Source organism: Bacteroides faecis MAJ27 (genome assembly GCF_900106755.1).
Taxonomy (GTDB): Bacteria; Bacteroidota; Bacteroidia; order Bacteroidales; family Bacteroidaceae; genus Bacteroides; species Bacteroides faecis.
The window spans coordinates 15,820-38,234 of sequence record NZ_FNNN01000015.1 but is presented as its reverse complement, the minus strand read 5'-3'; the positions used below and the strand labels follow the sequence as shown (position 1 = coordinate 38,234).

Sequence of the window (22,415 nt, the reverse complement as noted above, 5' to 3'; positions counted from 1 at the left end):
TATGGATTAAAAAAAGTAAGGAGCTGCGCATCTCTCTTACTCGATGCAAATATAAATAGGTTTATTTTATAAACCAAATATTTCGGAAGAATATTTCAAAAAAACAAGCCTTCCTGTCATTCGTCGTAGTTTGACAGGAAGGCTCTACTTTGACCTTAAAACACATCACTCAATTAGAAAGTGCATCAGGAGAAGTCTTTCAGTTCTTCTTTCAGACGCTTACGGATAAAGAACAAACGGCTCTTTACTGTCCCCATCGGCAATCCTAATTTTTCGGCAATTTCCCTATATTTAAATCCAGCGACAAACATCTGGAAAGGTACTTTCATATCTTCGGGGATGGAATGTATCACTCGATACAACTGCTTCATATCATAAGCAAACTCAAAACGGTCGCCATCTTCATCTTCTATCATACTCTGCTGATTGATAGAGTAGGTATCATCAATGAGATTCATCTCACGAACAGTGCGACGGTAGTTGTTGACAAAAATATTGCGCATGATGGTAAACATCCATCCTTTCAGATTCTTGGCATGCGTAAACTTCTCATGATTATCTAATGCCTGCAATACACAATCCTGAACTAAATCGTTGGCTGATTCACGGTCTGAAGTCAACTTATATGCGAAACGATGCAGGTCTGACTCCATCGCCAATATTCCTTGAGTAAAATCTACTTTTTCCATTCTCGTATTTTATTTATCTAATTAGTACGGTACAAAGATCTGCTTTTTTAGAACGATTATAAATAGCAATTCTTCCGATAAGTTTGGCAATTTTTCCTTAGCCCCCCTCAACCATTTCTTTTTTTAGTTGTTCATTGGGCATTCACCTAAAACTTAACTGATAATGAAAACAAGCTTTAAAATGGTAGCTATGCTACTGGGGATTGGAATTTTCCCCGTTTGTGCCCATGCACAAAAGAAAGTAGTCATCGAAGATGAGGAACCAAATTCCATCATGTTTGTCTCACGGGACAAAGCCGGTGATGAAATCATCCGGATTATGAACGACCGTTCGCAAATGCGTTTCCATGATCCGAATGCCCCCCGCTTCTTGCTGACTGACCAGAAAGGGAAATTCGCCCTGGGTATCGGAGGCTATGTACGTGCTACGGCAGAATATGACTTCGGTGGCATTGTAGACGATGTAGATTTCTATCCGGCATTGATTCCACAACGTGGTAGTGGCAATTTTGCCAAGAATCAATTTCAGATGGACATCACCACTTCTACCCTATTCCTTAAATTGGTAGGCCGAACTAAACATCTGGGAGACTTTGTAGTTTATACCGCCGGTAACTTCCGTGGCGACGGGAAGACTTTTGAACTACAGAATGCGTATGCGCAATTTTTAGGTTTCACCATCGGATACAGCTACGGTTCATTCATGGACCTTTCGGCTCTGCCGGCTACTATCGACTTCGCCGGCCCCAACGGTTCCGCCTTCTATCGTACTACTCAGCTGAGTTACATGTGCGATAAACTGAAGAACTGGAAATTCGGCGTTGCTATGGAAATGCCTTCAGTAGATGGTACCACAAATAGTGATGTATCTATCAGCACTCAGCGAATGCCGGATTTTGCAGCTTCTGCACAATATAACTGGAATAGTAACAGCCACATTAAACTGGGAGCAATCGTACGCAGCATGACTTATTCAAGCAACGTACACGATAAGGCATTTTCTACTACAGGATTTGGTCTGCAAGCCTCTACTACATTTAATGTCACCAAGAAGTGGCAAGTGTTCGGACAGCTTAATTATGGAAAGGGAATCGGTTCTTATCTGAATGATTTAAGTAATCTGAATGTAGACATTGTTCCCGACCCAGACAATGAAGGAAAGATGCAGGTCCTCCCGATGCTGGGATGGTATGCGGGCTTACAGTATAATATTTGCCCGAATGTCTTTGTATCCGGAACATATAGCCTGTCCAGACTTTACTCTGAAAACAACTATCCGAGTGCTAACCCGGAAGCTTATCGGAAAGGTCAGTACTTTGTTGCAAATGCCTTTTGGAATGTAACTAGTAATATGCAAGTGGGTGTTGAATATTTGAGAGGCTGGCGCACAGACTTCAGTTCTTCCACCCGTCATGCAAACCGATTGAATATGCTGGTACAATATTCTTTCTAACCTAATATAATATATCATATGAGAAGCCGCCTCAAAACAATGTTTGAGACGGCTTCCTTTTATATAAAATCGTAACGGATTTTAAGATCAGAATTTGTAGTCAACGCCCAAGCCGAACACTTTATTTGTACGACTATATGTAGTTGATCCAGTTGCGGTTATTTTATCATAGTCACTATAGTTTGTCCAAAAATAAGCAACATTCATCGTCAAATGCTTTGTCATCTTGATTGCGGCACCGAAACCAAGTGAATAAGAATCACACGAGAAGCTAATATCACTTTGGAAATCATCAGCCAAGCCATAATCAGTACGTTGGAAACCGCCACTAAGAGTCAGTTGTTTTGTTACATCCCATTCTGCACCTACCAAAAATTCATGTGTACCATGCTTCAAAGCTTTCTCCTTACCACCTGCCATACCAGCAGCTTTATCAAAGAAATGGTGATATTCAACAGATGCACGAAGAGTAGGAAGGATTTCATAACCAACAGCAGCAGTCAGTAATGCAGGAATATCACTTGGAGTGTTTACACCGTCTTTAAAACTAGCCAATGGATTAAGTTCGTTATCCGGCATTACAACTCCACTAGCACGTACTTCCGCCTTCCTAGTCTTATTTTCGAGATTCAAATTTGTCAGAAACTCATACTTCAAACCAATATTCCATTTACCAAGTTTCACGTCAGCACCTAGAATAGGAGTGATTCCCCAACCTGTCTGATCACAGTCTAGTTCGATGGCAGCCAATTCAGTACCACCTAAGTTCGGTATATTACTGTTTACAGTTGCAGTCAGAAATCCTTCATAACCACCGCTGAAATAGTTCATACGCCCACCTGCAAAAACGCTCAACCAATCGTTTATTTTATATGATAAACCCAATTGTACACCATAAATAAACTGGCTGCCATCCATTGCGCTATTAATCGAATACATACTGGGAGTTATTTGTCCACCTGAAGCTTGGCTAATATTTCCCATAATCATTGAGTCGAACATACCTAAGCCATCATCAAAAGACGCTTTTCCACCGCCACCTACAACAGCGAAACTACCGGAAATAGTCCAGTCACCTTTTTTATATGCACCTTGGAAACTAGGTATAAAAGGAGCAGAAGCTGTACCCTTATAATAACGTCTGTTTCCTTCTTCTGGGAAAAGTGGAAATGTAGTGCTTATATTACGCGTTTGATAGGCGCTTTGTCCGTTCAAAGAAAGATAAAGACCGTCACCCGGCAAGAAAGCCAAACCGGCTGGATTAGAGTAAACACCGTCAATATCAATGGAAGCGCCACGTGCCAACATTCTAAGGAAAGATACGTGTTGATTAGTATTTGTCAGAAGACCTCCGGCAAAAGTTGGAATTGAAACGATTAACATTACAAATCCAATCAAGGAAATTTTTCTCATCTAAATCTTTTTTAAATTATTTCGGGCGCAAAGATACAATATTCCTGCACACGCAATATATATTTGTGCATTTATTTTCGCTTACCCCTCCATTTTAATTGAAAATTAAAACTGTTTCTAATGAAACAATCTATATTTAAGACAAGACAAAGGATAAACAAATCACTTCACTTTTACGTTTATTAATAAGAATAAAAACTGAAAAGATTATGGCCTATACAATTGCATTTTTCGGGACAAAGCCCTATGACGAAGCGTCCTTCAATGATAAGAACAAAGAGTTCGGATTTGAATTCCGTTATTATAAAGGACATCTGAATAAGAATAATGTGTTATTAACACAAGGTGTAGACGCTGTCTGCATTTTTGTCAATGATACAGCCGATGCTGAAGTAATCAACGCTATGGCAGCCAACGGAGTAAAACTTCTGGCACTCCGATGTGCCGGATTCAACAACGTAGACCTGAATGCAGCTGCCAATGCCGGAATCACCGTTGTGCGCGTTCCTGCCTATTCGCCTTATGCCGTGGCCGAATATACCGTAGCCCTCATGCTCTCTCTCAACCGGAAAATTCCACGTGCTTCGTGGCGTACGAAAGACGGCAACTTTTCTCTTCATGGTCTGATGGGATTTGATATGCACGGTAAGACAGTTGGTATCATCGGCACAGGAAAAATCGCCAAAATACTGATTCATATATTAAAGGGATTCGGAATGAACGTACTGGCTTATGACCTGTATCCTGACTACAACTTCGCACGCGAAGAACAGATAGTCTATACTTCTCTGGATGAACTGTACCATAGCTCCGATATCATTTCCTTGCATTGCCCGCTTACCGAAGCCACTAAATATCTGATCAATGACTATTCTATCAGTAAAATGAAAGACGGAGTCATGATTATCAATACCGGTCGCGGACAGTTGATCCATACCAATGCCCTGATCGAAGGTTTAAAAAACAAGAAAATCGGCTCTGCCGGATTGGATGTATACGAAGAAGAAAGCGAATACTTCTATGAAGACCAGTCCGACCGCATCATTGATGATGATGTACTTGCACGTCTGCTCTCATTCAATAATGTGATTGTCACTTCGCACCAGGCCTTTTTCACGCGGGAAGCAATGGGAAATATTGCAGTAACAACCCTGCAAAACATCAAAGACTTCATCAACCACAAGCCTCTGCTAAATGAAGTGAAGAGATAGAACTTTTACGTAACTTCCCTTGTTACAGAAGTATATAAACAATTAGAAAAGGAGAAAATAATGAAGAAAGTAATACATAAAGCAGATACAAGAGGACATTCCCAACATGACTGGCTGGATAGTTATCATACTTTCAGCTTTGACGAGTACTTTGATTCTGACCGTATCAACTTCGGTGCCCTTCGCGTATTGAACGACGATAAGATTGCTCCCGGAGAAGGTTTCCAGACGCATCCGCATAAAAATATGGAAATTATTACCATCCCATTGAAAGGACATCTGCAACACGGTGACAGCAAAAAGAATAGCCGGATTATCACTGTCGGAGAAATTCAGACAATGAGTGCCGGAACCGGAATCTTTCATAGCGAAATGAATGCCAGTCCTGTAGAACCGGTAGAAATCCTGCAAATTTGGATTATGCCGAAAGAACGGAACACGCACCCCGTCTACAAAGATTTCAGCATCAAAGAGCTGGAACGTCCCAACGAACTGGCAGTAATCGTATCACCCGACGGCAGTACGCCCGCTTCACTTTTACAAGATACCTGGTTCTCTATCGGAAAGGTAGAAGCCGGAAAGAAACTCGGCTATCACATGCATCAGAGTCACGGAGGTGTATACATCTTTTTGATTGAAGGAGAAATCGCAGTAGACGGAGAAGTACTGAAACGTCGTGACGGAATGGGTGTCTATGATACGAAAAGTTTCGAACTGGAGACATTGAAGGACTCACATATCTTACTGATAGAAGTACCGATGTAAACTCTTTAAAATTTAAAAATAAGAATTAGATATTGCTTGATACGTATATGGTAAAAACAAATATTGCTGATATCCGGCAAGAATACAGTAAAAGCGGGTTGAGGGAAAGCGAACTTCCCGGCGACCCGCTTTCGCTTTTCAGTCGCTGGCTGCAGGAAGCCATTGACGCAAATGTAGAAGAGCCGACCGCCGTCATCGTAGGCACCGTATCTCCCGAAGGCAGACCCTCTACCCGCACCGTATTGCTGAAAGGGCTGCATGACGGAAAGTTTATTTTCTACACCAACTACGAAAGCCGCAAAGGAAAACACCTGGCACAGAATCCATACATATCCCTTTCCTTTGTCTGGCATGAACTCGAAAGACAAGTACATATAGAAGGAGTCGCCACGAAAGTTCCTTCCGAAGAATCAGACGAATACTTCCGAAAACGTCCTTATAAAAGCAGAATCGGTGCACGCATTTCACCGCAAAGCCAACCGATAGCGAGCCGGATGCAACTGATACGCGCCTTCGTCAGAGAAGCTGCCCGATGGATTGGAAAGGAAGTGGAAAGGCCTGATAATTGGGGAGGATATGCCGTCACCCCCACCCGAATGGAATTTTGGCAAGGACGCCCCAATCGGTTACATGATCGCTTCCTGTATACACTAAAGACGGACGGAAAATGGGAAATCAATCGACTTTCTCCTTGATTTCACTGATTTTTCTTGCCAACTCCAACTAGAATACGTAATATTGCAACTGTAAAAATAATCAGCCTACTATGACACTGGATTATATTTATCACAGCGGTTTCGCCATTGAAACAGAAGGCGTGACCGTCATCATCGATTATTACAAAGACTCTTCGGAAACTGAACATAACCGGGGAATCGTACATGACTACCTCCTGCAAAGACCGGGTAAACTCTATGTATTAGCTACCCACTTCCATCCCGATCACTTCAACCGTGAAATATTGACTTGGAAAGAGGAACGTCTTGACATCCGGTATATTTTCTCCAAAGATATTCTGAAAAGTCACCGGGCAAAGCCCGAAGATGCCATTTATATAAAAAAGGGAGAAATCTACGAAGACGACGCCATCCGCATCGAAGCATTCGGTTCGACTGATGTCGGCAGCTCATTCCTTATTCATCTGCAAGATTGGAGTATCTTCCATGCAGGAGACTTGAACAACTGGCACTGGAGTGAAGAATCAACCGAAGCAGAGATACGAAAAGCCAACGGAGACTTCCTGGCAGAAGTTAAATATCTAAAAGAAAAAGCGCCTGAGATTGATTTAGCGCTATTCCCAGTGGACCGCAGGATGGGAAAAGATTATATGAAAGGTGCAAAACAGTTCATCGAACAAATAAAAACTACTATATTTGTACCCATGCACTTCAGTGAAGACTACGAAGGCGGAAATGCCCTCCGTGATTTTGCCGAAAATGCAGGATGCCGGTTTATCAGCATCACCCATCGGGGCGAAAGTTTTGAAATAACCAAATAAACACAATAATAATTATGAATAAGTTAACAATCCTGTTTCTTACCATGCTTCTCACATGCCTGCCAATGGCTATGAGAGCTGATTCGCACAAAGAAAAAAGAGATGATACCAGATACCTTGCGGGAGCTGTTCCGGTAGTGGATGGTAAAGTAGTATTTTCCAAGGAATTCCAAATTCCGGGAATGAGTCAGAAGCAAATCTACGACACTGTAATGAAGTGGATGAACAAACGTCTGAAAGAGAATAACAATCCGGACAGCCGCGTCGTTTTCAGCGATGAAGCACAAGGAACAATCGCCGGTGTAGGTGAAGAATGGATCACATTTTACTCCAGTGCATTATCATTAGACCGCACTTGGGTTAATTATCAAATTACCGTTACCTGCAAACCGGGCAGCTGTCTGGTAGAACTGGAGAAAATCCGTTTTACCTATCGCGAAACAGAAAAATATAAAGCAGAAGAATGGATCACAGACGAATACGCGTTGAACAAGTCAAAAACCAAACTGGTACGCGGCCTGGCTAAATGGCGTAGAAAAACGGTAGACTTTGCCGACGATATCTTTATGGATGTAGCTGTAGCCTTCGGTGCTCCCGACACTCGTCCGAAATCAGAGAAGAAGAAAAAAGAAGAAGAAGCACAGAAACCATCAATCGTTGCTGCTGCCGGTCCGGTGGTGATCGGGCAAGGTGGTAAAGTGACCACAACAGAACCGGCTCAAGCCACTGTTCCTGCTGCAACTCTCACTCCTGCAACTCCTGTCGGCAAGGCTTCGGCTGATATGCCGGGATATACAGAAATCGACCTGAAACAGATTCCGGGTGATGTATATGCACTGATGGGCAATGGCAAACTGGTAATTTCTATCGGCAAGGATGAATTCAACATGACCAATATGACGGCCAATGCAGGTGGCGCACTGGGCTATCAGAACGGTAAAGCTGTGGCTTACTGCACACTGTCTGCCGATCAGCCTTACGAAGCTATAGAAAAAGCTGATACTTATACGCTGAAACTATATGCTCCGAACCAAACGGCTCCTTCAGCTGTTATCGAATGTAAGAAACTGCCTTCACAAACGGCCCCGCAAGCGGGACAACCCCGTACATACGTCGGAGAAATCGTAAAGCTACTGATGAAAAAATAACAAGATAGCAATCATGGAAATTAAAAGTAGATTTGATCACTTTAATATCAATGTAACGAATCTGGAGCGAAGCATTGCTTTTTATGAAAAGGCGCTTGGCTTAAAAGAACATAGTCGGAAGGAAGCTTCCGACGGTTCTTTCATCCTGGTCTACCTGACGGACAACGAAACAGGTTTTCTGCTGGAACTGACCTGGCTGAAAGACCATACCGCACCCTATGAACTGGGTGAAAACGAAAGCCATCTGTGCTTTCGCGTAGCCGGTGATTATGATGTCGTCCGGCAATATCACAAAGAAATGAATTGTGTATGTTTTGAAAATACAGCCATGGGGCTTTATTTTATCAATGACCCGGATGATTATTGGATCGAGATACTCCCACAAAAGAAGTAACTTCATAAAAATAGCCGGCAGGATGATGATCCTACCGGCTATTTTTATATAAAGGGTTATCAGTTACTAAACAAATAACACATTCCTAAAATACCTGATAATATAAAAAAAGATCCGGGAACCAATGAAGACATAAGCAATCGTGTTACTTTCATTCTGCGCTGAACAAACATAGATGTTTCATTATCCGGGTTATACCAGATTGTCACTTTATCGCCTACATGTATATTGTCCGGAGAAAATACGATATCCGCTTCCGGAACAGGACCTTTCACATCTATATTAGGATTAATATATTTACAACACGTTTTATCTTTCCCTTTCCATAGGTATTCTACAGTCGGACGCATCAGAGTCCTTCCTTTTCTATCAACATCCTCCTTGATATCAACCACTTTTCCATATATTTTCTTAGGATATTCTTTCTCTATTCTCCAAATCATGAGAGAAATCACAAACGAATACATCACCATACCACCTCCACGAAAAAAGAGCAGCAGTGATAATATGAAAACGATTACTCCCATTTATTTTTTATGTCTATTAGCTCTTTTTTTTCTAATATCCGCTTTCATCTTCGCAGCTCCGGAACCATGCTGTCCACGAATATACGTCGCCTTTTTTGCTTTTGTTTTTACTTTTTCCTCTTCCCGGGGCTTATCTTTCTTACCTTTAAAGACGATTCCACCCATTATTGCATCTTCTATACTCATATATCATTTTGTTAGTATTCACATTTCTGACTACAAAGATAAGGCTTTTCTATGGAATTGCTTATCTTTGTCAACTAAAAACAATACGAAACCCTCAAAATGGCAACAACAATTCTTCCTGCAGAAAAAGACCCGATGGGAGCTGCAATCTCCGATTATTTCAATCATCACAGAGCTGACCGCTTACGAGTATTCTCTTCTCAGTTTGAAGAAGATGAAATTCCCGTCAAGGAATTATTCCGGAGCTTTCAAACGATGCCTGTACTGGAACGTACCGCACTGCAAATAGCTACAGGAAAAATATTGGATGTAGGCGCCGGAAGTGGTTGCCACGCACTGGCACTACAAGAAATGGGAAAAGAAGTTTGCGCCATTGATATCTCTCCACTCTCCAACGAGGTTATGAAACAACGTGGAGTGAAAGACTCCCGCCTCATCAATCTGTTTGATGAAACATTCACTGAAACATTCGATACGATTCTGATGCTAATGAATGGTTCCGGAATCATAGGAACCTTGGATAATATGCCCGTCTTCTTCCAGCGAATGAAACGCATACTCCGCCCCGAAGGGTATATTTTGATGGATTCCAGCGACCTACGCTATCTTTTCGAAGAAGAGGACGGCAGCATGCTGATCGATCTGGCAGGAGATTACTATGGAGAAGTTGATTTCCAAATGCAATACAAGGATATAAAAGGAGATACATTTGATTGGCTATACATAGATTTCCAGACACTTAGCCTATATGCTTCCGAATATGGATTCAAAGCGGAATTAATTAAGGAAGGAAAGCATTATGACTATCTGGCAAAACTGAGTCTTGCATAACAAAGTATTATTTCAAGTCGAAAAAAAACTCTATTTAGGATAGTGACGGTATCCTATCGGGATAGTGTAACCATATGAACCATATAGCGTCACTATCCCAACGTGATAGTGACACTATATGAATTGCCTCCAAATACGGTTCAGAGACCTGCTACGTGCACTTATTTCAGCATTTCATTGATCTGCTGAACAAGAGAAGAAAATTCCTCTTCGTTATACAGACGAGTCAGTTTGACAATTTTCCCATCGCGGTCTATCAGCACATTCCGTGTGATTCCGGCATCGCGCAACGCATATTTTGCGAAAATATCTGCTCCCGGGTCCAGCCCCAGCGGATAAGTCACTCCGGTGGACTTAGCAAAGGCAAGTACTTTATCAAGCGGTTCATCACGGTCGATACCTATCAACGCAAAATCTGCATTATCCTTATGCTTCAGCCAAATGTCTTTTTCTATAAAAGGCATCTCCTTGCGGCATACTCCACACCAACTCGCCGTAAACTGTAACATGACAACTTTTCCACGAAGCGACGACAAAGTTACTTGCTTGCCATCTGTCAATGTTATCGTAAAATCAGGAGCCATCTCTCCTACTCTGACGATATATCCTGTACTATCGGCCTGCACTGCCATCACATCATCCGTAACCTTCACCGTATCAGAAGTACCCTCAGTAACTTCCGCTCCTTTTTTCTGACCCGAACAAGCCAATAAGCTTATGGCTAAAAAAAACACACCACATACATTCATAATTTTCTTTTTCATCTTCTTTATAACCATTAGTGAGACTGCAAATATAAAAAAAGTACACGACGTATTTGCATTTTTAAAATAAATTCATACCTTTGCACCCGCAAAACAGAAAACGCCTCTTTAGCTCAGTTGGCCAGAGCACGTGATTTGTAATCTCGGGGTCGTTGGTTCGAATCCGACAAGAGGCTCACTCAAATAAAATGCCGCTATATGCGGCATTTTTTATACCCTTTCTTTTCGGTGTTCACGATACACAACGATACTCACGGCTACCAGAATCAATAATATTCCGATAAATGTATTCAGCGTAAAAAGTTCATTAAAAACAAAGACACCGATCACAACTGCTGTCAGCGGCTCCATCGCCCCCAAAATAGAAGTGAGAGTAGGCCCTGCATTCTTTATTGCCTGTACCAGAGTTATATTGGAAATAGCGGTAGCCGGTAAGGCTAACCCTAAAATAATCAGCCAGACATAACTATCTGTCACCATACGAAGCCCGGATGTGCAACAAGCTCCTGCTATATAAAAAAGTGCTCCCAAACTCATGACATAACAAGTAAGCACCGTAGAGTTAATCTTCACAACTCTTGTATTACGCACTCCTATAATATAGGCAGCATATGAAAAAACAGAAACACAAGCTGACACCAATCCAATCGACACATTTCCATCCTTCACGTCTGCTCCTCCCAATGAAAGTACAGATGCTCCGGACAAGGACATCAACACGGCAACAATCACCCACACCGACCTTTTCTCCCGGAAAACAAACATCATAACCAATGCAACAGCCAGCGGATACATGAAATGAATCGTAGACGCTACCCCACTGGCAATGTTCTGATATGCAATGATTAAACTGAAAGAGGTGATCGCCCTCAATAGACTCAAGGCAAAAACTACCGCAAAATCCTTTCTTTTCAATCGAAAGTCACAACCGGAAAATAATCCGAATATAATTAATACGACCGAAGCTATCCCCCAACGGTAAGAAAGTACCTCAAAAGCTGAAAAACCAATCAGCAACAAAGTGATAGAGAAAAACGGAGCCAGTCCAAAAGTGGAAGAGGAAACCGCTGCATAAAGTATACCTTTTATACGACTCATGAATATATCCAACTAAAATCCGACTAAAAGTTATCAAAGTATCAAACATTATTTCACAACTCAGTGATCACAGCAACCGGCAACCCTGTACATTCAGCTATCACATCATCCGATACCCCTTTCTGCTTAAAGTTACGGGCTATCTCTGTCTTTCGGAGGAACTCCCTACCAAATAAAAGAAGTTAAGTTCACAGTCAAAGACACAACCGGAATAAACACAAACAAAAAGATAACAAAAGAGAACAATATTATGACGGTCTTCACAGCTACCGCAATTTTCCTCTTAATTATCTGGTTATTGGCCCGCTTCTTATTTCATAAACAAAAGAAATAAAGAGATGAAAAGCAGAGAATAATCCTATCGCATTACTCCCGTATCACCTGTCTTTTTTATTTTTTGAGTATTCTCTTTAAATGTTCGACATCTAAAAGTAAATTCACTGTCTCAAAATTCCCTTTATAAAAAACACCCCAGTTATTGAAAACACAAGGTAAGTTTTTCGCTTTTTCTAGTGTATCCACTTGAATTAAAGATACAGGAACGTTATTTATTTCACAATATTGTTTTACCATTTCAATCCTTTGATAGATATAAGGACATTGCATATCATAATAAATGGTCAGTTCTTCGCTTTCAACTTTCATCTTCTTAGCATTTTGCGCAAACTTTGGTATTGTTCCATCAAAAGAAAGCGCAAGCAGATCATATCCATTATCGGTTGTATCAACAACTTCAAAACCAAATTTCTTTGCAAACGATTGGTCGGAAAGCCAGTTCTTTTGTTTTTTTGATCCGAGCATACAAACACCTGATTTACCTTTTTCTTTGGCATCTGCCAAGCAATACTCCATCAGAGCTCTTCCATATCCGTTCCCTTTGGATCCCCCTAAAACCCATAAACAATAAAGATAATAATAGTTATCACCCATGACAGGAACCCAGGCTGTCTCAAGAGGAGCATACTCTATAAAAACCGTAGCCTTTGCATTGAGCTTTCTAAAAACATGGCCTTCATTGAGTCTGTCGGAAAGCCATCGTCGCTTAGCGTCAATACCCGCATGAGGCTTTTTACTACGAATAATGCAGCATAAATGCTCATCATTAAGGTTCTCGGTTGTTAAGTTCACAAAATCTGCATTCATATATGTATCCTCGCATTAAATTAGATATTATCAATCCATTGACTTTAATAATATCGCTGTACTCCCATTGTGATAGGCAAATATTTGATAATTCTTATATGGTATAATCATATTTCTTGTTATTTATGAAAGAACTGTTTCATGAAAGATACTGATTTAGCACTAGAATTCTCTTTAAATCTTTCTCTCTGCCAAAAAGAGATAAAATTCTTTTCTGTTCTTCCATTGTCGGTATTCTGATAATCAAATCCCCGATGAAAATCTCTCTATATTCTTGCACATAAACAAACTGCCAAACATTGTTTTTCTTGATTTGAAGATTCCCCATGACCTCTACGTCCATTAAAGGAAGATTGAATCTGGCAAAATTAGAAGAAAATAAACCATCCTCTTTTGTTTCCGGAGCAATTTCCATATATGCTTTTAATGAACACTGTAGTTTGAGCGAATTCATTTCAGTTGTCAAAATATCAATATCTGAAGTTTCCCCAATCTCTATATCTGACAAAATCATAGCAGATGCACCTATGATATAGAAATCAGGACCTATTTCTAACAATTCAGCAGTCATACTTGCAAGAGTCTGAACTATTTTATCTTTAATCTTCATATTTCTAATAATTCATATGTAGCAAAAATACAAAATATATTTCAGAATGATTACCGGAGAACTGAATATTATAACTTAAATGCAATCCAATATGGAAAACAAAGATTATGATCTGAAACTGGCAGGATATATATGGTCAATTTTAAAGATACACCCCATTATAGTAATGTCATGAGGAATAGATATGGATACAGTAAGAGCGATTGAAGGAGAAATGAAATTTCATGTGCAGGGATTCAAGCATACGGGGATATGAGAATGGTACATTACAGTATATTGAATAGAGTTTTCCGACACGTTGGTTAGCTCCATTCTGCATGTTTATCCATCCTTATGTAAAAATTGAAAAGAATATAGTCCAACAGTAAGTTATCAGTATAAAACTTCAAGAATATATTAAACATATATAAATAATACAGGATTGTTTTTTTACGTCACTTTTTTTATCTATATTAAAGGTCAGAGAATAAGCTAACAATTTTAAATACTTTAAAGAGAGCCAAGCAAATAACAAAAACATATTTTACACAACGCCTTAAAGTCTAAAAATAGTGACATTACTTAAAATCCAGTAGTTATGAAAACAATTAATTATTTTTCCGGCTCATTGTCAGTATTATTATTTTATGCATTATTTGTTGCATGTAATGATGATCTGCAAACTATTTCTGTCACTGAAATAAAAGGAATAGAACAAACTTCCTTAAACGAAAGTAATGCTTTAATGAGTTCAGATGTAGTAACAGATAGTACTATGCTTGGTAAAGGCAACACAATATCCAACTCAACGTCTGCTACTAATGCATTCTTCACTAAACAAGAATATGAAGAGGGAATGGATTGGTGGAAAGATAGAGAAGGTGCGCTACCTGCTCTATACGAATATCAGGTATCCTGTCGTGATTTTCCTTCTGGACATGGTCCTGATACTTGCGTATATTATATGACCATTATTTGGACTTGCTATCCTCCTATTACAGAAGCTAATTGGATGGATTATCAATATATGCAAGTACAACATAGGCTAATAAGTGGTACTACTGCATTTCCTTGGCATTATTTAGGTGAAAGTGGTCCGGGAAATTATAATTTTGGAATAGTAAAAGTCAATGGATTTCAAGATCCTATGGATTTAAATGCTACACATTTGCCTACTAGCGTTCAACTTAGATATAGATTGTTGCATAAAGATTTCCCAGGGAAAGCAGATAAGAGTATTGATGATAAAGAAAAATGGTACGATAAAAACCTTGCAACTGGATGGTATTATAAAGATTACAATCAGCCAACTTATAATAACCCTTATGGTTATAATTCACAGGATTTCAACAATATGGAATCACTAAAATTCATAATCAATGATCCTAAGTGTGGCTCATTTTTTTCTGTAAGAGTGCTTGTTGACGGATATTTAGTTTTCCCCCAATTAGTAGGCGGAAGATATGAAGTTACTGTTCCAAAATTTAGGAAGATTGGAGAATATCTCATAACAGCTGAATACGCAGGTAATGTTTCGGAAAGATTTAAAACTGCAAAACTGCAGTGCGACATGGCATCTACCAAGAATATACAAGCAAAGAAATTCATATTATGTTTAGTTGCAGTGAGTTTAGCTATGATTAACAACCTTACATATCACAATAATGAAACGAATACTTTTAATTCTATTTTGCAGTCTACATAGCATTTTGTTTCTCCGTTCACAGAACGCTAGCAGCGACATCATCTTCAAACAGTTCTTCGATAATGCCGTTGCTTTTGCTGACGCATACCCACGTGAGAAGGTATACTTGCATTTTGATAATAGTAGTTATTATGTAGGAGATACTATATGGTTTAAAGCCTACACGGTATATGCTGAGAACAATATGCCAAGCACCATCAGCAAACCTCTTTATGTAGAGATGCTCGACCAGACAGGGCATATCACCCAACGCCAAATCATTGAATTGAATAGCGGTGAAGGACATGGACAGATAATCCTGAATGAAAGTACCATGTCCGGCTATTATGAAATCAGAGCTTACACTCGCTGGATGCTTGCATTCAGCGAGCCTTCTTACTTCTCACGTACATTCCCCATCTATCAGTCTGCACAAGGAGAAAGACCTGAACGGAGGATTTCTACCTATAATCTGAATCCTTCCATGAAACAGCGACCGAAAAATGTGACAGATAAACTTGCCATCCAGTTCTTTCCCGAAGGAGGAACACTCGTGAAAGGCATCTCTTCTCGTGTGGCATTTAAAGCTGAAAGTAGAGAAGAAGGTAATGTTATTCTTGAAGGTGCCATTTATACGAAAGACGGGGAAAAGCTGACGGAAATTAAAACCCTACATGACGGAATGGGAATATTCGCTTATACACCCGAAGAAAAACCGGCAGTAGCAAAAGTTGTTTATAAAGAGAAAGAATATCAATTCGATCTACCGGATGCTCTTCCCGCAGGATATGTATTGAACGTGAATAATTCAAGCGGCGCTATTGTAGGCAACGTATTAAGCAATAGGGATACTCCGGATGCAGACATTGTAGCATTCATAAGTCACGAAGGTCGCCCCTATTCGTATTGGGTACTACGAATGAGATCAGGTGGAAATCAAACTTTCTTACTTAAAACACGCGATCTTCCCGGAGGCATATATCAAGTCAGTCTATTAGACAAATTCGGGAATACGCTATGTGAACGGTTTACATTTGTGCAACCCAATAAATTGAATTCAATACAAGTAGATGGAATTAAAGACATTTACCAACCTTTCGAACCAATTCGCTGCGAAATACAAGTAACAGATCAAAAAGGAAATCCTTTACAAGGTTCTTTATCCATATCAATACGCGATGCTATACGTTCGGATTATACAGAATATGATAATAGTATATTTACTGATATGTTATTAACATCCGGGTTAAAAGGGTATATTGATCAACCGGGGTATTATTTTGCAGATATTACGCTTCGCAAATTACAAGAACTTGATGTCTTGCTCATGGTTCACGGTTGGCGTCAATATGACTTATCACAACTTATTTCCGGCAAAAATGAAGAGCTGATTCAACAGTCAGCTGAAAAAGAGTTATTACTACAAGGGCAGATTCGTTCTTCTCTATTAAAAAAAGAAATGAAAGATATGGAGGTAAGCGTCATTGCTAAAGTAGACAATACATTTGTAGCAGGACATACGTTTACAGATGAAAACGGAAACTTTCAACTTCCAGTTACTAGTTTTGAAGGAGAAGTAGAAGCGGTATTCCAGATACGACGTCGGGGATCTAAACATAAAAAAGATGCTTCTGTTATGCTCGACCGTAACTTCGCCCCTGCCCCACGTGCCTTCAGCTATGAAGAAGAACATCCACAGTGGATGGACAAAAACTCATGGATCACCCTTTCCGACCATGTAGACTCGCTATATGCGGATTCTATCAGCAAAACTGACAATACCTATTTATTGAGCGAAGTGGAAATAGCAAAAAAAAGAAAAAATAAGAACATCACTACTCAAGTATTCGAGAAAAGCGTAGACGCATATTACGATGTAGCGCGATTGGTTGATGAATTACGCGATCAGGGAATAGTAATTAATACTATACCCGACTTGCTTAGTAAAGTGAATCCTAACTTTTCATACGATGTGCAAGACGGAAGCTCACGATATAAAGAGAAAACAATCTGTCTCATTGTTGGTAAACAAGTACTTGATACTTTAACTGCTTGGACATTGTGGAATGAGATAGATGGTATAAAACAGATTATGATATGCGAAGGAAGCAATTCGTATACTGATGAAGTGCTTAATTCAATACACGGTTCAAATATGACAAAAGGACAAAATGTAAAAGACATGATGACAGCAATGAATCCCCCACGTACCTTTGATGACAGTTTCTATCTTTATGGAGATGCTGCAAAGAAAAAAATATCGTTAGACGATACTGAAAAGGCCAAATCAGAACCCCTTTTTAGAAAGAAATCATCAGGAATCAACAATAATGTAAACGTCAATATCGATTTTTCAAGATTCGGACAATATGCTTTATTCTACATAACTCCGCATTTTAACTCCAATTATAGCAGATTAACGCAAAAGTCAATGAAGGCTGCCCATGGAACACGTCGTACAATAATCCAAGGATATTCTCGCCCATTAGCTTTCTATTCTCCTGTCTACAAAGACAAAATACCGACTGCAAATGTCAACCATCGTCGCCGTACACTTTATTGGAATCCTACTATACAAACCGACAAGAATGGTAAAATTAGCATAGAATGTCAGAACAGTATGTATGCCAATCCGATCATTCTTCACGCAGAAATGCTGAAAGGTGGAATCCCATGCAGTATTACGATTATTGGAGAGAAGAAAAAAATAAACCAGTAAATATCTCTAAAGTCCCTTTTAGAATTTCAAATTAGATGAAATACCGCCACTTCTGACAAATTCCCCTAATGATGTCAAGGTTCGGTCAAGGGTAAAATGTATTTTTTGATAATCCTCATGATCTATAACTCCAAACAACCGTTATTTGGAACTAGCGCACTACAAGGATTTTTTCGGTCATTATACACGTGTACAAAACAATGAGGTTATAACCATAAATAACCCATATTCTACTATTCATTATAAACTTCTTGAATGAAAGATATTCATATATCAAAAAATTTTGTAGCTTCGTGAATATTACAAAAAAACAATAGTGAGACAACCGGAGTACATGAAACAGATATTCAATGAAGAACAAATAAATAAAGCTGTATTCATCATCGAAAGCCCTTTATCAAAGCTTTCGGAACTTTATCATAGTGAGGTTGAGAATCTTGCTATTTTATGGTGCTACTATTCTGGAAAGATAGAAGGCAATGGTTACACTTATGTTGAAACAGAGACACTCTTAAAAAACGGAATCACTCCATCAAAGAAGTATGAAGATGCCGAAATGCTAATCAATCTACACAATACATTCACCGAAGAATTGAAACATATCAAAGGGGAAAATAGTAGAAGAATAGATAAAAGCACTTTATTCAGAGTATATCAATCCATATCTTCTGATTTAGTTCCTGATGAAAAATCAGGGTATTTAAGAAATAGAACTGTTTGTGTTAGTGGCATAGAGTACACACCGACAAAGGAATTACACAAGATCCGAGAAAAACTAGACGAAATACTCTATCAACAGGAACAGTATACCAATCCATTGGAACGAGCCGTTTATCTTCATTGCAATATCGCCCAGTTACAGCCTTTCACTAGTGAGAACAAACACGCTCCCCGAATAATAGAAAGTTTTGTACTGATGCATGCTGATATCATTCCTGTTTATTCTTTAAGAGATGCTGATGTATTGAACTACAAAAAAAGACTAATATCTTTTTGCAAAACTGGAGCATATTCTCTGTATGCTGACTACTTCCTGAATAGACAAATTGAAAGAATAAAAGAAATAGAAGAATAAAAACAGTCTTTCCTTAAAACACCATCCTGATATCATGTTTTTGTAGTACCAATGTAGTACCATTTCAGTTAGGAGCAAAGAAAAACCCCTCTAGAATTTAATCTAAAGGGGGTTTTATGAGGTTCCTGGCGGATTCGAACCGCCGTACACGGTTTTGCAGACCGCTGACTAAGCCACTCATCCAAGGAACCATTTTTTCTCGTTTGCGGTTGCAAAGGTAGTACAAATTTTGAAACTACCAACTATCCACAGCAATTTTTCTTTGTACTTTTTTTCTTTACACCGCACTCTTGACGTTTCTTTTCCATCATATCCTTTAAATCACAGCCACTTACGCAACTATCACAAGGATTCTCACTTTCGCGCGTACGACGAAAAAAAAGATAAATTCCATATATTACACGGGCAATGCAGAGTACAATCAGTACTCCGACTACCCATTCCTGCCAATTATTCATACAAACAACCCTCCAATCTGATAAACTGAAAATGCCACCAGCCAAGCCAGCCCTGTTGTATAGCAAGCTGCAAACAACGCCCACTTCCAACTGCCGGACTCCTGCTTAATAGCTGCTAATGCCGCAATACAAGGGAAGTAGATCAACACAAACAGCATATAACAGAACGCCACTAAAGGTGTGATCGGAATCCGCTCTGCCAAACTAGCCTCATCGGCTTCCGGATTATCCACATACAAAACTCCCAGTGTACTAACAACCAGTTCCTTCGCACCTACTCCGGAAATCAAACCGATACCCAGTTTCCAATCAAATCCCATCGGCTTTATTACCGGCTCTATAGCCCGTCCCAACTGACCGATATAAGAATTTTCCTGTTGTTCAGCTACCGTCTCGTATGCCTCATGATTCGGATAATATCCGAGGAACCAGATGATAATAGAAGCAATCATAATAATTCCTCCCATTTTTTTCAAATATTGTGCTCCTTTCTCCCAGGTATGACGGAAAATAGATTTTGCCGTCGGCATTCGATAAGGCGGAAGTTCCATTACAAAAGGAGTATCGTCACCTTTCACCAAAAACTTGCTGAACAGTCGAGCCAACAATACAGCCAGAAAAATCCCGATCGCATAAATACTTAACAACACCAAACTCGCATTGTTCGGAAAGAAAGCCCCTACCAGCAACAAATAAATGGGCAAACGCGCACTACAAGACATCAACGGATTAATCAGCATCGTAATCAGACGGCTTTTCCGGTTCTCAATAGTACGGGAAGCCATGATTGCAGGCACATTACATCCGAATCCCATAATCAACGGAATAAACGACTTTCCGTGTAAGCCCATCTTATGCATGATTTTATCCATAATAAAAGCTGCACGTGCCATATATCCGGAGTCTTCCATCAGCGAAATACAGAAATACAGAATCAGAATATTGGGCAAAAAGACGATAACACCGCCTACACCACCTACAATACCGTCAACCAACATATCCTTCAACGGTCCTTCCGACATATTGTTGCGAATCAAATCACCAATTTGTCCTACCAGCCATTCAATTCCCATCATCGGATATTCTCCAAGCACAAACGTCCCTTCGAACATCAGATACATAAAAAGGAAAAAGATTGGATATCCCCAGATACGATGAGTAACGATCGCATCCAGCACCTTCGTAGTCTGTGCCTGCTCCAGATGATTGTCAGTGAATGTCTCTTTCAACGCACCACTGATAAAACCATATTTGGCATCTGTAATAGCAGATTCGCAATCTTCATTCATTGTTTCCTGAACACGCTTAGCCATCTTGTCACGGATACGGAAAATCTCTCCCGCATTCGGCAGTGTACGCACAAAACTCTCTATATCAGGATCGTTTTCCAATAACTTGATAGACAAAAAACGAGTGGAATATTTATGGCGGATAAATTCATTCTTGGATACCTCCTCTTTTACAGCGTCAATCGCTTTTTCCAGATCGGGTCCATGATTAATATGGATGTGCCGGAATACACGACCCGTTTTTTTATGTTCACGCACGTAATCTTCCAAATGTTCTTCCTCATGATTCTTCCGGTCTTCCAAAGAATCGTGCCATTCGGTCAGATCCTTCAGAACCTCCGGATTCATATTCCCGTGTTTATCAAAGAAGTCTACACCTTCATAAAGGTTGATAACTACATGAAACAAGGTATCCAATCCACGATTCTTCTTGCTGACAGTAGGCAGCATCGGTACTCCGAACAATTTACTCAGCAAATGATAATCCAATGTATTACCACTGGATTCCAGTTCGTCGTAAATATTCAAAGCCACCACCATACGAACATTCATGTCAATCAACTGGGTAGTCAGATACAGATTCCGTTCCAGATTTGAAGAATCAACGACATTGATGATAACATCCGGCGTTTCATCAATAATATGACGGCGGACATAAATTTCTTCCGGCGTATAAGCCGATAATGAATAAGTTCCCGGCAAATCAACAATGCGGAAGTGATAACCTTCGAAATCGAAATACCCTTCTTTGGCGTCTACGGTCACACCGCTATAGTTTCCTACATGCTCGTGAGCACCGGAAGCTAGATTAAAAAGAGAAGTTTTGCCTGAGTTCGGATTCCCGACCAAAGCAACGTTGATGGTACGACGCTTACCTAACGCCAACCGTTTCATATCTTCTTCTTTTACAGAAACGTCTTCGGGCAGTCCTTCATGATATATAGTTTCTTCGGCTTGCTTTTTTGCCTCTTCCTCGCTTACCACTTCAATCATTTCCGCTTCCTGACGACGAAGAGAAATTTCATAACCTAAGACTTTATATTTAATGGGGTCTTTCAGTGGAGCATTCAGCAATACTTCAACAGTTTTACCTTTTATAAAACCCATCTCCACAATACGTTTACGAAAGCCGCCGTGTCCCAATACCTTAACGATGACACCTTTTTCACCTGTTCCTAATTCGGATAAACGCATAACTATCTTAATTTTCGGCAAAGATAATTCATAACTTCCGAGCACGCAAATTATTTAGAATGTTTTTAAATAGCAGACTTTTCATATGCCGACAGTAGCTAAATTAACTCATTAAAAGTTCAGGTTCCGACGGCTAAGTTTTTTTAGCCTATCCTGACTGACTTTATATGCAAAAACTTATCCGTCTCACTATAGTGGAACACAAGAATCGCTATAGTTCCCTTTGCGTCCGACATAGTGGCACGAAAGAGAAACTAGAGTAGGACGAATTAGATATTGCGAAAAAA

The 22,415-nt window shown here is 39.8% G+C and carries 21 protein-coding genes and 2 tRNA genes; 12 read left to right on the top strand and 11 right to left on the bottom strand.

The window, feature by feature from the left end:
• Window positions 1–185 precede the first annotated feature (185 nt).
• Complete coding sequence (locus tag BLW31_RS13835; protein WP_010538828.1) at window positions 186–689, bottom strand: RNA polymerase sigma factor; 504 nt, start codon at window positions 687–689, stop codon at window positions 186–188.
• Window positions 690–852: 163 nt separating this feature from the next.
• Between BLW31_RS13835 and BLW31_RS13830 the strand changes: the two genes are divergently transcribed.
• Window positions 853–2,142: a DcaP family trimeric outer membrane transporter gene (locus BLW31_RS13830; protein WP_022301922.1), complete on the top strand. Its 1,290-nt coding sequence runs from the start codon at window positions 853–855 to the stop codon at window positions 2,140–2,142.
• Window positions 2,143–2,229: 87 nt separating this feature from the next.
• Here BLW31_RS13830 and BLW31_RS13825 read toward each other — a convergent pair whose 3' ends face one another.
• Window positions 2,230–3,555: an OmpP1/FadL family transporter gene (locus BLW31_RS13825; protein ID WP_010538830.1), complete on the bottom strand. Its 1,326-nt coding sequence runs from the start codon at window positions 3,553–3,555 to the stop codon at window positions 2,230–2,232.
• A gap of 209 nt (window positions 3,556–3,764) precedes the next feature.
• On the opposite strand from BLW31_RS13825, the gene BLW31_RS13820 reads away from it, so the two are divergent.
• From BLW31_RS13820 to BLW31_RS13795, 6 genes are all read left to right on the top strand, one after another.
• Window positions 3,765–4,766, top strand: a complete 1,002-nt coding sequence (locus BLW31_RS13820) for a 2-hydroxyacid dehydrogenase (protein ID WP_010538831.1) — start codon at window positions 3,765–3,767, stop codon at window positions 4,764–4,766.
• Between the two features lie 60 nt (window positions 4,767–4,826).
• Window positions 4,827–5,531: a pirin family protein gene (locus tag BLW31_RS13815; RefSeq protein ID WP_010538832.1), complete on the top strand. Its 705-nt coding sequence runs from the start codon at window positions 4,827–4,829 to the stop codon at window positions 5,529–5,531.
• Between the two features lie 47 nt (window positions 5,532–5,578).
• A complete protein-coding gene (gene pdxH / locus BLW31_RS13810) occupies window positions 5,579–6,226 on the top strand; it encodes a pyridoxamine 5'-phosphate oxidase (protein ID WP_029425638.1) in 648 nt (215 codons plus the stop codon).
• Between the two features lie 71 nt (window positions 6,227–6,297).
• Window positions 6,298–7,029 (top strand): MBL fold metallo-hydrolase, encoded by a 732-nt coding sequence (locus tag BLW31_RS13805; protein WP_010538834.1) that lies wholly within the window; start codon window positions 6,298–6,300, stop codon window positions 7,027–7,029.
• A gap of 14 nt (window positions 7,030–7,043) precedes the next feature.
• On the top strand, window positions 7,044–8,177 hold the full coding sequence (locus tag BLW31_RS13800; protein WP_010538835.1) for a DUF4468 domain-containing protein: 1,134 nt from the start codon (window positions 7,044–7,046) through the stop codon (window positions 8,175–8,177).
• A gap of 13 nt (window positions 8,178–8,190) precedes the next feature.
• Complete coding sequence (locus tag BLW31_RS13795; RefSeq protein WP_010538836.1) at window positions 8,191–8,571, top strand: VOC family protein; 381 nt, start codon at window positions 8,191–8,193, stop codon at window positions 8,569–8,571.
• Between the two features lie 59 nt (window positions 8,572–8,630).
• Here the strand turns inward: BLW31_RS13795 and BLW31_RS13790 are convergent, their stop codons facing one another.
• Entirely contained in the window at window positions 8,631–9,098 is a 468-nt protein-coding gene (locus tag BLW31_RS13790; protein ID WP_010538837.1) for a DUF3592 domain-containing protein, read from the bottom strand.
• Window positions 9,099–9,284, bottom strand: a complete 186-nt coding sequence (locus BLW31_RS13785) for a hypothetical protein (RefSeq protein ID WP_010538838.1) — start codon at window positions 9,282–9,284, stop codon at window positions 9,099–9,101.
• Between the two features lie 99 nt (window positions 9,285–9,383).
• Between BLW31_RS13785 and BLW31_RS13780 the strand changes: the two genes are divergently transcribed.
• Window positions 9,384–10,115 (top strand): class I SAM-dependent methyltransferase, encoded by a 732-nt coding sequence (locus tag BLW31_RS13780; RefSeq protein ID WP_010538839.1) that lies wholly within the window; start codon window positions 9,384–9,386, stop codon window positions 10,113–10,115.
• Between the two features lie 161 nt (window positions 10,116–10,276).
• Here the strand turns inward: BLW31_RS13780 and BLW31_RS13775 are convergent, their stop codons facing one another.
• A complete protein-coding gene (locus BLW31_RS13775) occupies window positions 10,277–10,879 on the bottom strand; it encodes a TlpA family protein disulfide reductase (protein ID WP_010538840.1) in 603 nt (200 codons plus the stop codon).
• Between the two features lie 102 nt (window positions 10,880–10,981).
• Here BLW31_RS13775 and BLW31_RS13770 point away from each other — a divergent pair.
• Window positions 10,982–11,055: transfer RNA gene (locus tag BLW31_RS13770), tRNA-Thr, on the top strand.
• A gap of 34 nt (window positions 11,056–11,089) precedes the next feature.
• Here BLW31_RS13770 and BLW31_RS13765 read toward each other — a convergent pair.
• From BLW31_RS13765 to BLW31_RS13755, 3 genes are all read right to left on the bottom strand, one after another.
• Window positions 11,090–11,977 (bottom strand): DMT family transporter, encoded by an 888-nt coding sequence (locus BLW31_RS13765; protein ID WP_010538841.1) that lies wholly within the window; start codon window positions 11,975–11,977, stop codon window positions 11,090–11,092.
• A 390-nt stretch (window positions 11,978–12,367) separates the two neighbouring features.
• Window positions 12,368–13,120 carry a GNAT family N-acetyltransferase gene (locus BLW31_RS13760; RefSeq protein WP_010538842.1) on the bottom strand — a complete coding sequence of 251 codons (753 nt, stop codon included), beginning with the start codon at window positions 13,118–13,120 and terminating at the stop codon, window positions 12,368–12,370.
• Window positions 13,121–13,259: 139 nt separating this feature from the next.
• Window positions 13,260–13,730, bottom strand: a complete 471-nt coding sequence (locus BLW31_RS13755) for a hypothetical protein (protein WP_010538843.1) — start codon at window positions 13,728–13,730, stop codon at window positions 13,260–13,262.
• Between the two features lie 577 nt (window positions 13,731–14,307).
• Here BLW31_RS13755 and BLW31_RS13750 point away from each other — a divergent pair.
• The 3 genes from BLW31_RS13750 to BLW31_RS23805 all read left to right on the top strand — a co-directional run bounded on the left by BLW31_RS13750 (window position 14,308) and on the right by BLW31_RS23805 (window position 19,187).
• Window positions 14,308–15,414, top strand: coding sequence for a hypothetical protein (locus BLW31_RS13750; protein ID WP_022301914.1), 1,107 nt, complete (start codon window positions 14,308–14,310; stop codon window positions 15,412–15,414).
• Complete coding sequence (locus BLW31_RS13745) at window positions 15,374–18,112, top strand: hypothetical protein (protein WP_022301913.1); 2,739 nt, start codon at window positions 15,374–15,376, stop codon at window positions 18,110–18,112. The genes BLW31_RS13750 and BLW31_RS13745 overlap by 41 nt, the downstream gene beginning before the upstream one ends.
• 334 nt (window positions 18,113–18,446) lie before the next feature.
• A complete protein-coding gene (locus BLW31_RS23805; protein WP_010538846.1) occupies window positions 18,447–19,187 on the top strand; it encodes a Fic family protein in 741 nt (246 codons plus the stop codon).
• A 119-nt stretch (window positions 19,188–19,306) separates the two neighbouring features.
• Here the strand turns inward: BLW31_RS23805 and BLW31_RS13735 are convergent.
• From BLW31_RS13735 to feoB, 3 genes are all read right to left on the bottom strand, one after another.
• A tRNA-Cys gene (locus tag BLW31_RS13735) sits at window positions 19,307–19,378 on the bottom strand.
• Between the two features lie 51 nt (window positions 19,379–19,429).
• Complete coding sequence (locus BLW31_RS13730) at window positions 19,430–19,645, bottom strand: hypothetical protein (RefSeq protein ID WP_008762135.1); 216 nt, start codon at window positions 19,643–19,645, stop codon at window positions 19,430–19,432.
• Entirely contained in the window at window positions 19,642–22,128 is a 2,487-nt protein-coding gene (feoB, locus tag BLW31_RS13725) for a ferrous iron transport protein B (protein ID WP_010538847.1), read from the bottom strand. The genes BLW31_RS13730 and feoB overlap by 4 nt, the downstream gene beginning before the upstream one ends.
• Window positions 22,129–22,415: the final 287 nt, after the last annotated feature.

Bases quoted from the DNA above. Each gene is read 5' to 3' on its own strand.
- BLW31_RS13835 (WP_010538828.1), bottom strand. From the start codon at position 689: ATGGAAAAAGTAGATTTTACTCAAGGAATATTGGCGATGGAGTCAGAC.
- BLW31_RS13830 (WP_022301922.1), top strand. From the start codon at position 853: ATGAAAACAAGCTTTAAAATGGTAGCTATGCTACTGGGGATTGGAATT.
- BLW31_RS13825 (WP_010538830.1), bottom strand. From the start codon at position 3,555: ATGAGAAAAATTTCCTTGATTGGATTTGTAATGTTAATCGTTTCAATT.
- BLW31_RS13820 (WP_010538831.1), top strand. From the start codon at position 3,765: ATGGCCTATACAATTGCATTTTTCGGGACAAAGCCCTATGACGAAGCG.
- BLW31_RS13815 (WP_010538832.1), top strand. From the start codon at position 4,827: ATGAAGAAAGTAATACATAAAGCAGATACAAGAGGACATTCCCAACAT.
- pdxH (WP_029425638.1), top strand. From the start codon at position 5,579: ATGGTAAAAACAAATATTGCTGATATCCGGCAAGAATACAGTAAAAGC.
- BLW31_RS13805 (WP_010538834.1), top strand. From the start codon at position 6,298: ATGACACTGGATTATATTTATCACAGCGGTTTCGCCATTGAAACAGAA.
- BLW31_RS13800 (WP_010538835.1), top strand. From the start codon at position 7,044: ATGAATAAGTTAACAATCCTGTTTCTTACCATGCTTCTCACATGCCTG.
- BLW31_RS13795 (WP_010538836.1), top strand. From the start codon at position 8,191: ATGGAAATTAAAAGTAGATTTGATCACTTTAATATCAATGTAACGAAT.
- BLW31_RS13790 (WP_010538837.1), bottom strand. From the start codon at position 9,098: ATGGGAGTAATCGTTTTCATATTATCACTGCTGCTCTTTTTTCGTGGA.
- BLW31_RS13785 (WP_010538838.1), bottom strand. From the start codon at position 9,284: ATGAGTATAGAAGATGCAATAATGGGTGGAATCGTCTTTAAAGGTAAG.
- BLW31_RS13780 (WP_010538839.1), top strand. From the start codon at position 9,384: ATGGCAACAACAATTCTTCCTGCAGAAAAAGACCCGATGGGAGCTGCA.
- BLW31_RS13775 (WP_010538840.1), bottom strand. From the start codon at position 10,879: ATGAAAAAGAAAATTATGAATGTATGTGGTGTGTTTTTTTTAGCCATA.
- BLW31_RS13765 (WP_010538841.1), bottom strand. From the start codon at position 11,977: ATGAGTCGTATAAAAGGTATACTTTATGCAGCGGTTTCCTCTTCCACT.
- BLW31_RS13760 (WP_010538842.1), bottom strand. From the start codon at position 13,120: ATGAATGCAGATTTTGTGAACTTAACAACCGAGAACCTTAATGATGAG.
- BLW31_RS13755 (WP_010538843.1), bottom strand. From the start codon at position 13,730: ATGAAGATTAAAGATAAAATAGTTCAGACTCTTGCAAGTATGACTGCT.
- BLW31_RS13750 (WP_022301914.1), top strand. From the start codon at position 14,308: ATGAAAACAATTAATTATTTTTCCGGCTCATTGTCAGTATTATTATTT.
- BLW31_RS13745 (WP_022301913.1), top strand. From the start codon at position 15,374: ATGAAACGAATACTTTTAATTCTATTTTGCAGTCTACATAGCATTTTG.
- BLW31_RS23805 (WP_010538846.1), top strand. From the start codon at position 18,447: ATGAAACAGATATTCAATGAAGAACAAATAAATAAAGCTGTATTCATC.
- BLW31_RS13730 (WP_008762135.1), bottom strand. From the start codon at position 19,645: ATGAATAATTGGCAGGAATGGGTAGTCGGAGTACTGATTGTACTCTGC.
- feoB (WP_010538847.1), bottom strand. From the start codon at position 22,128: ATGCGTTTATCCGAATTAGGAACAGGTGAAAAAGGTGTCATCGTTAAG.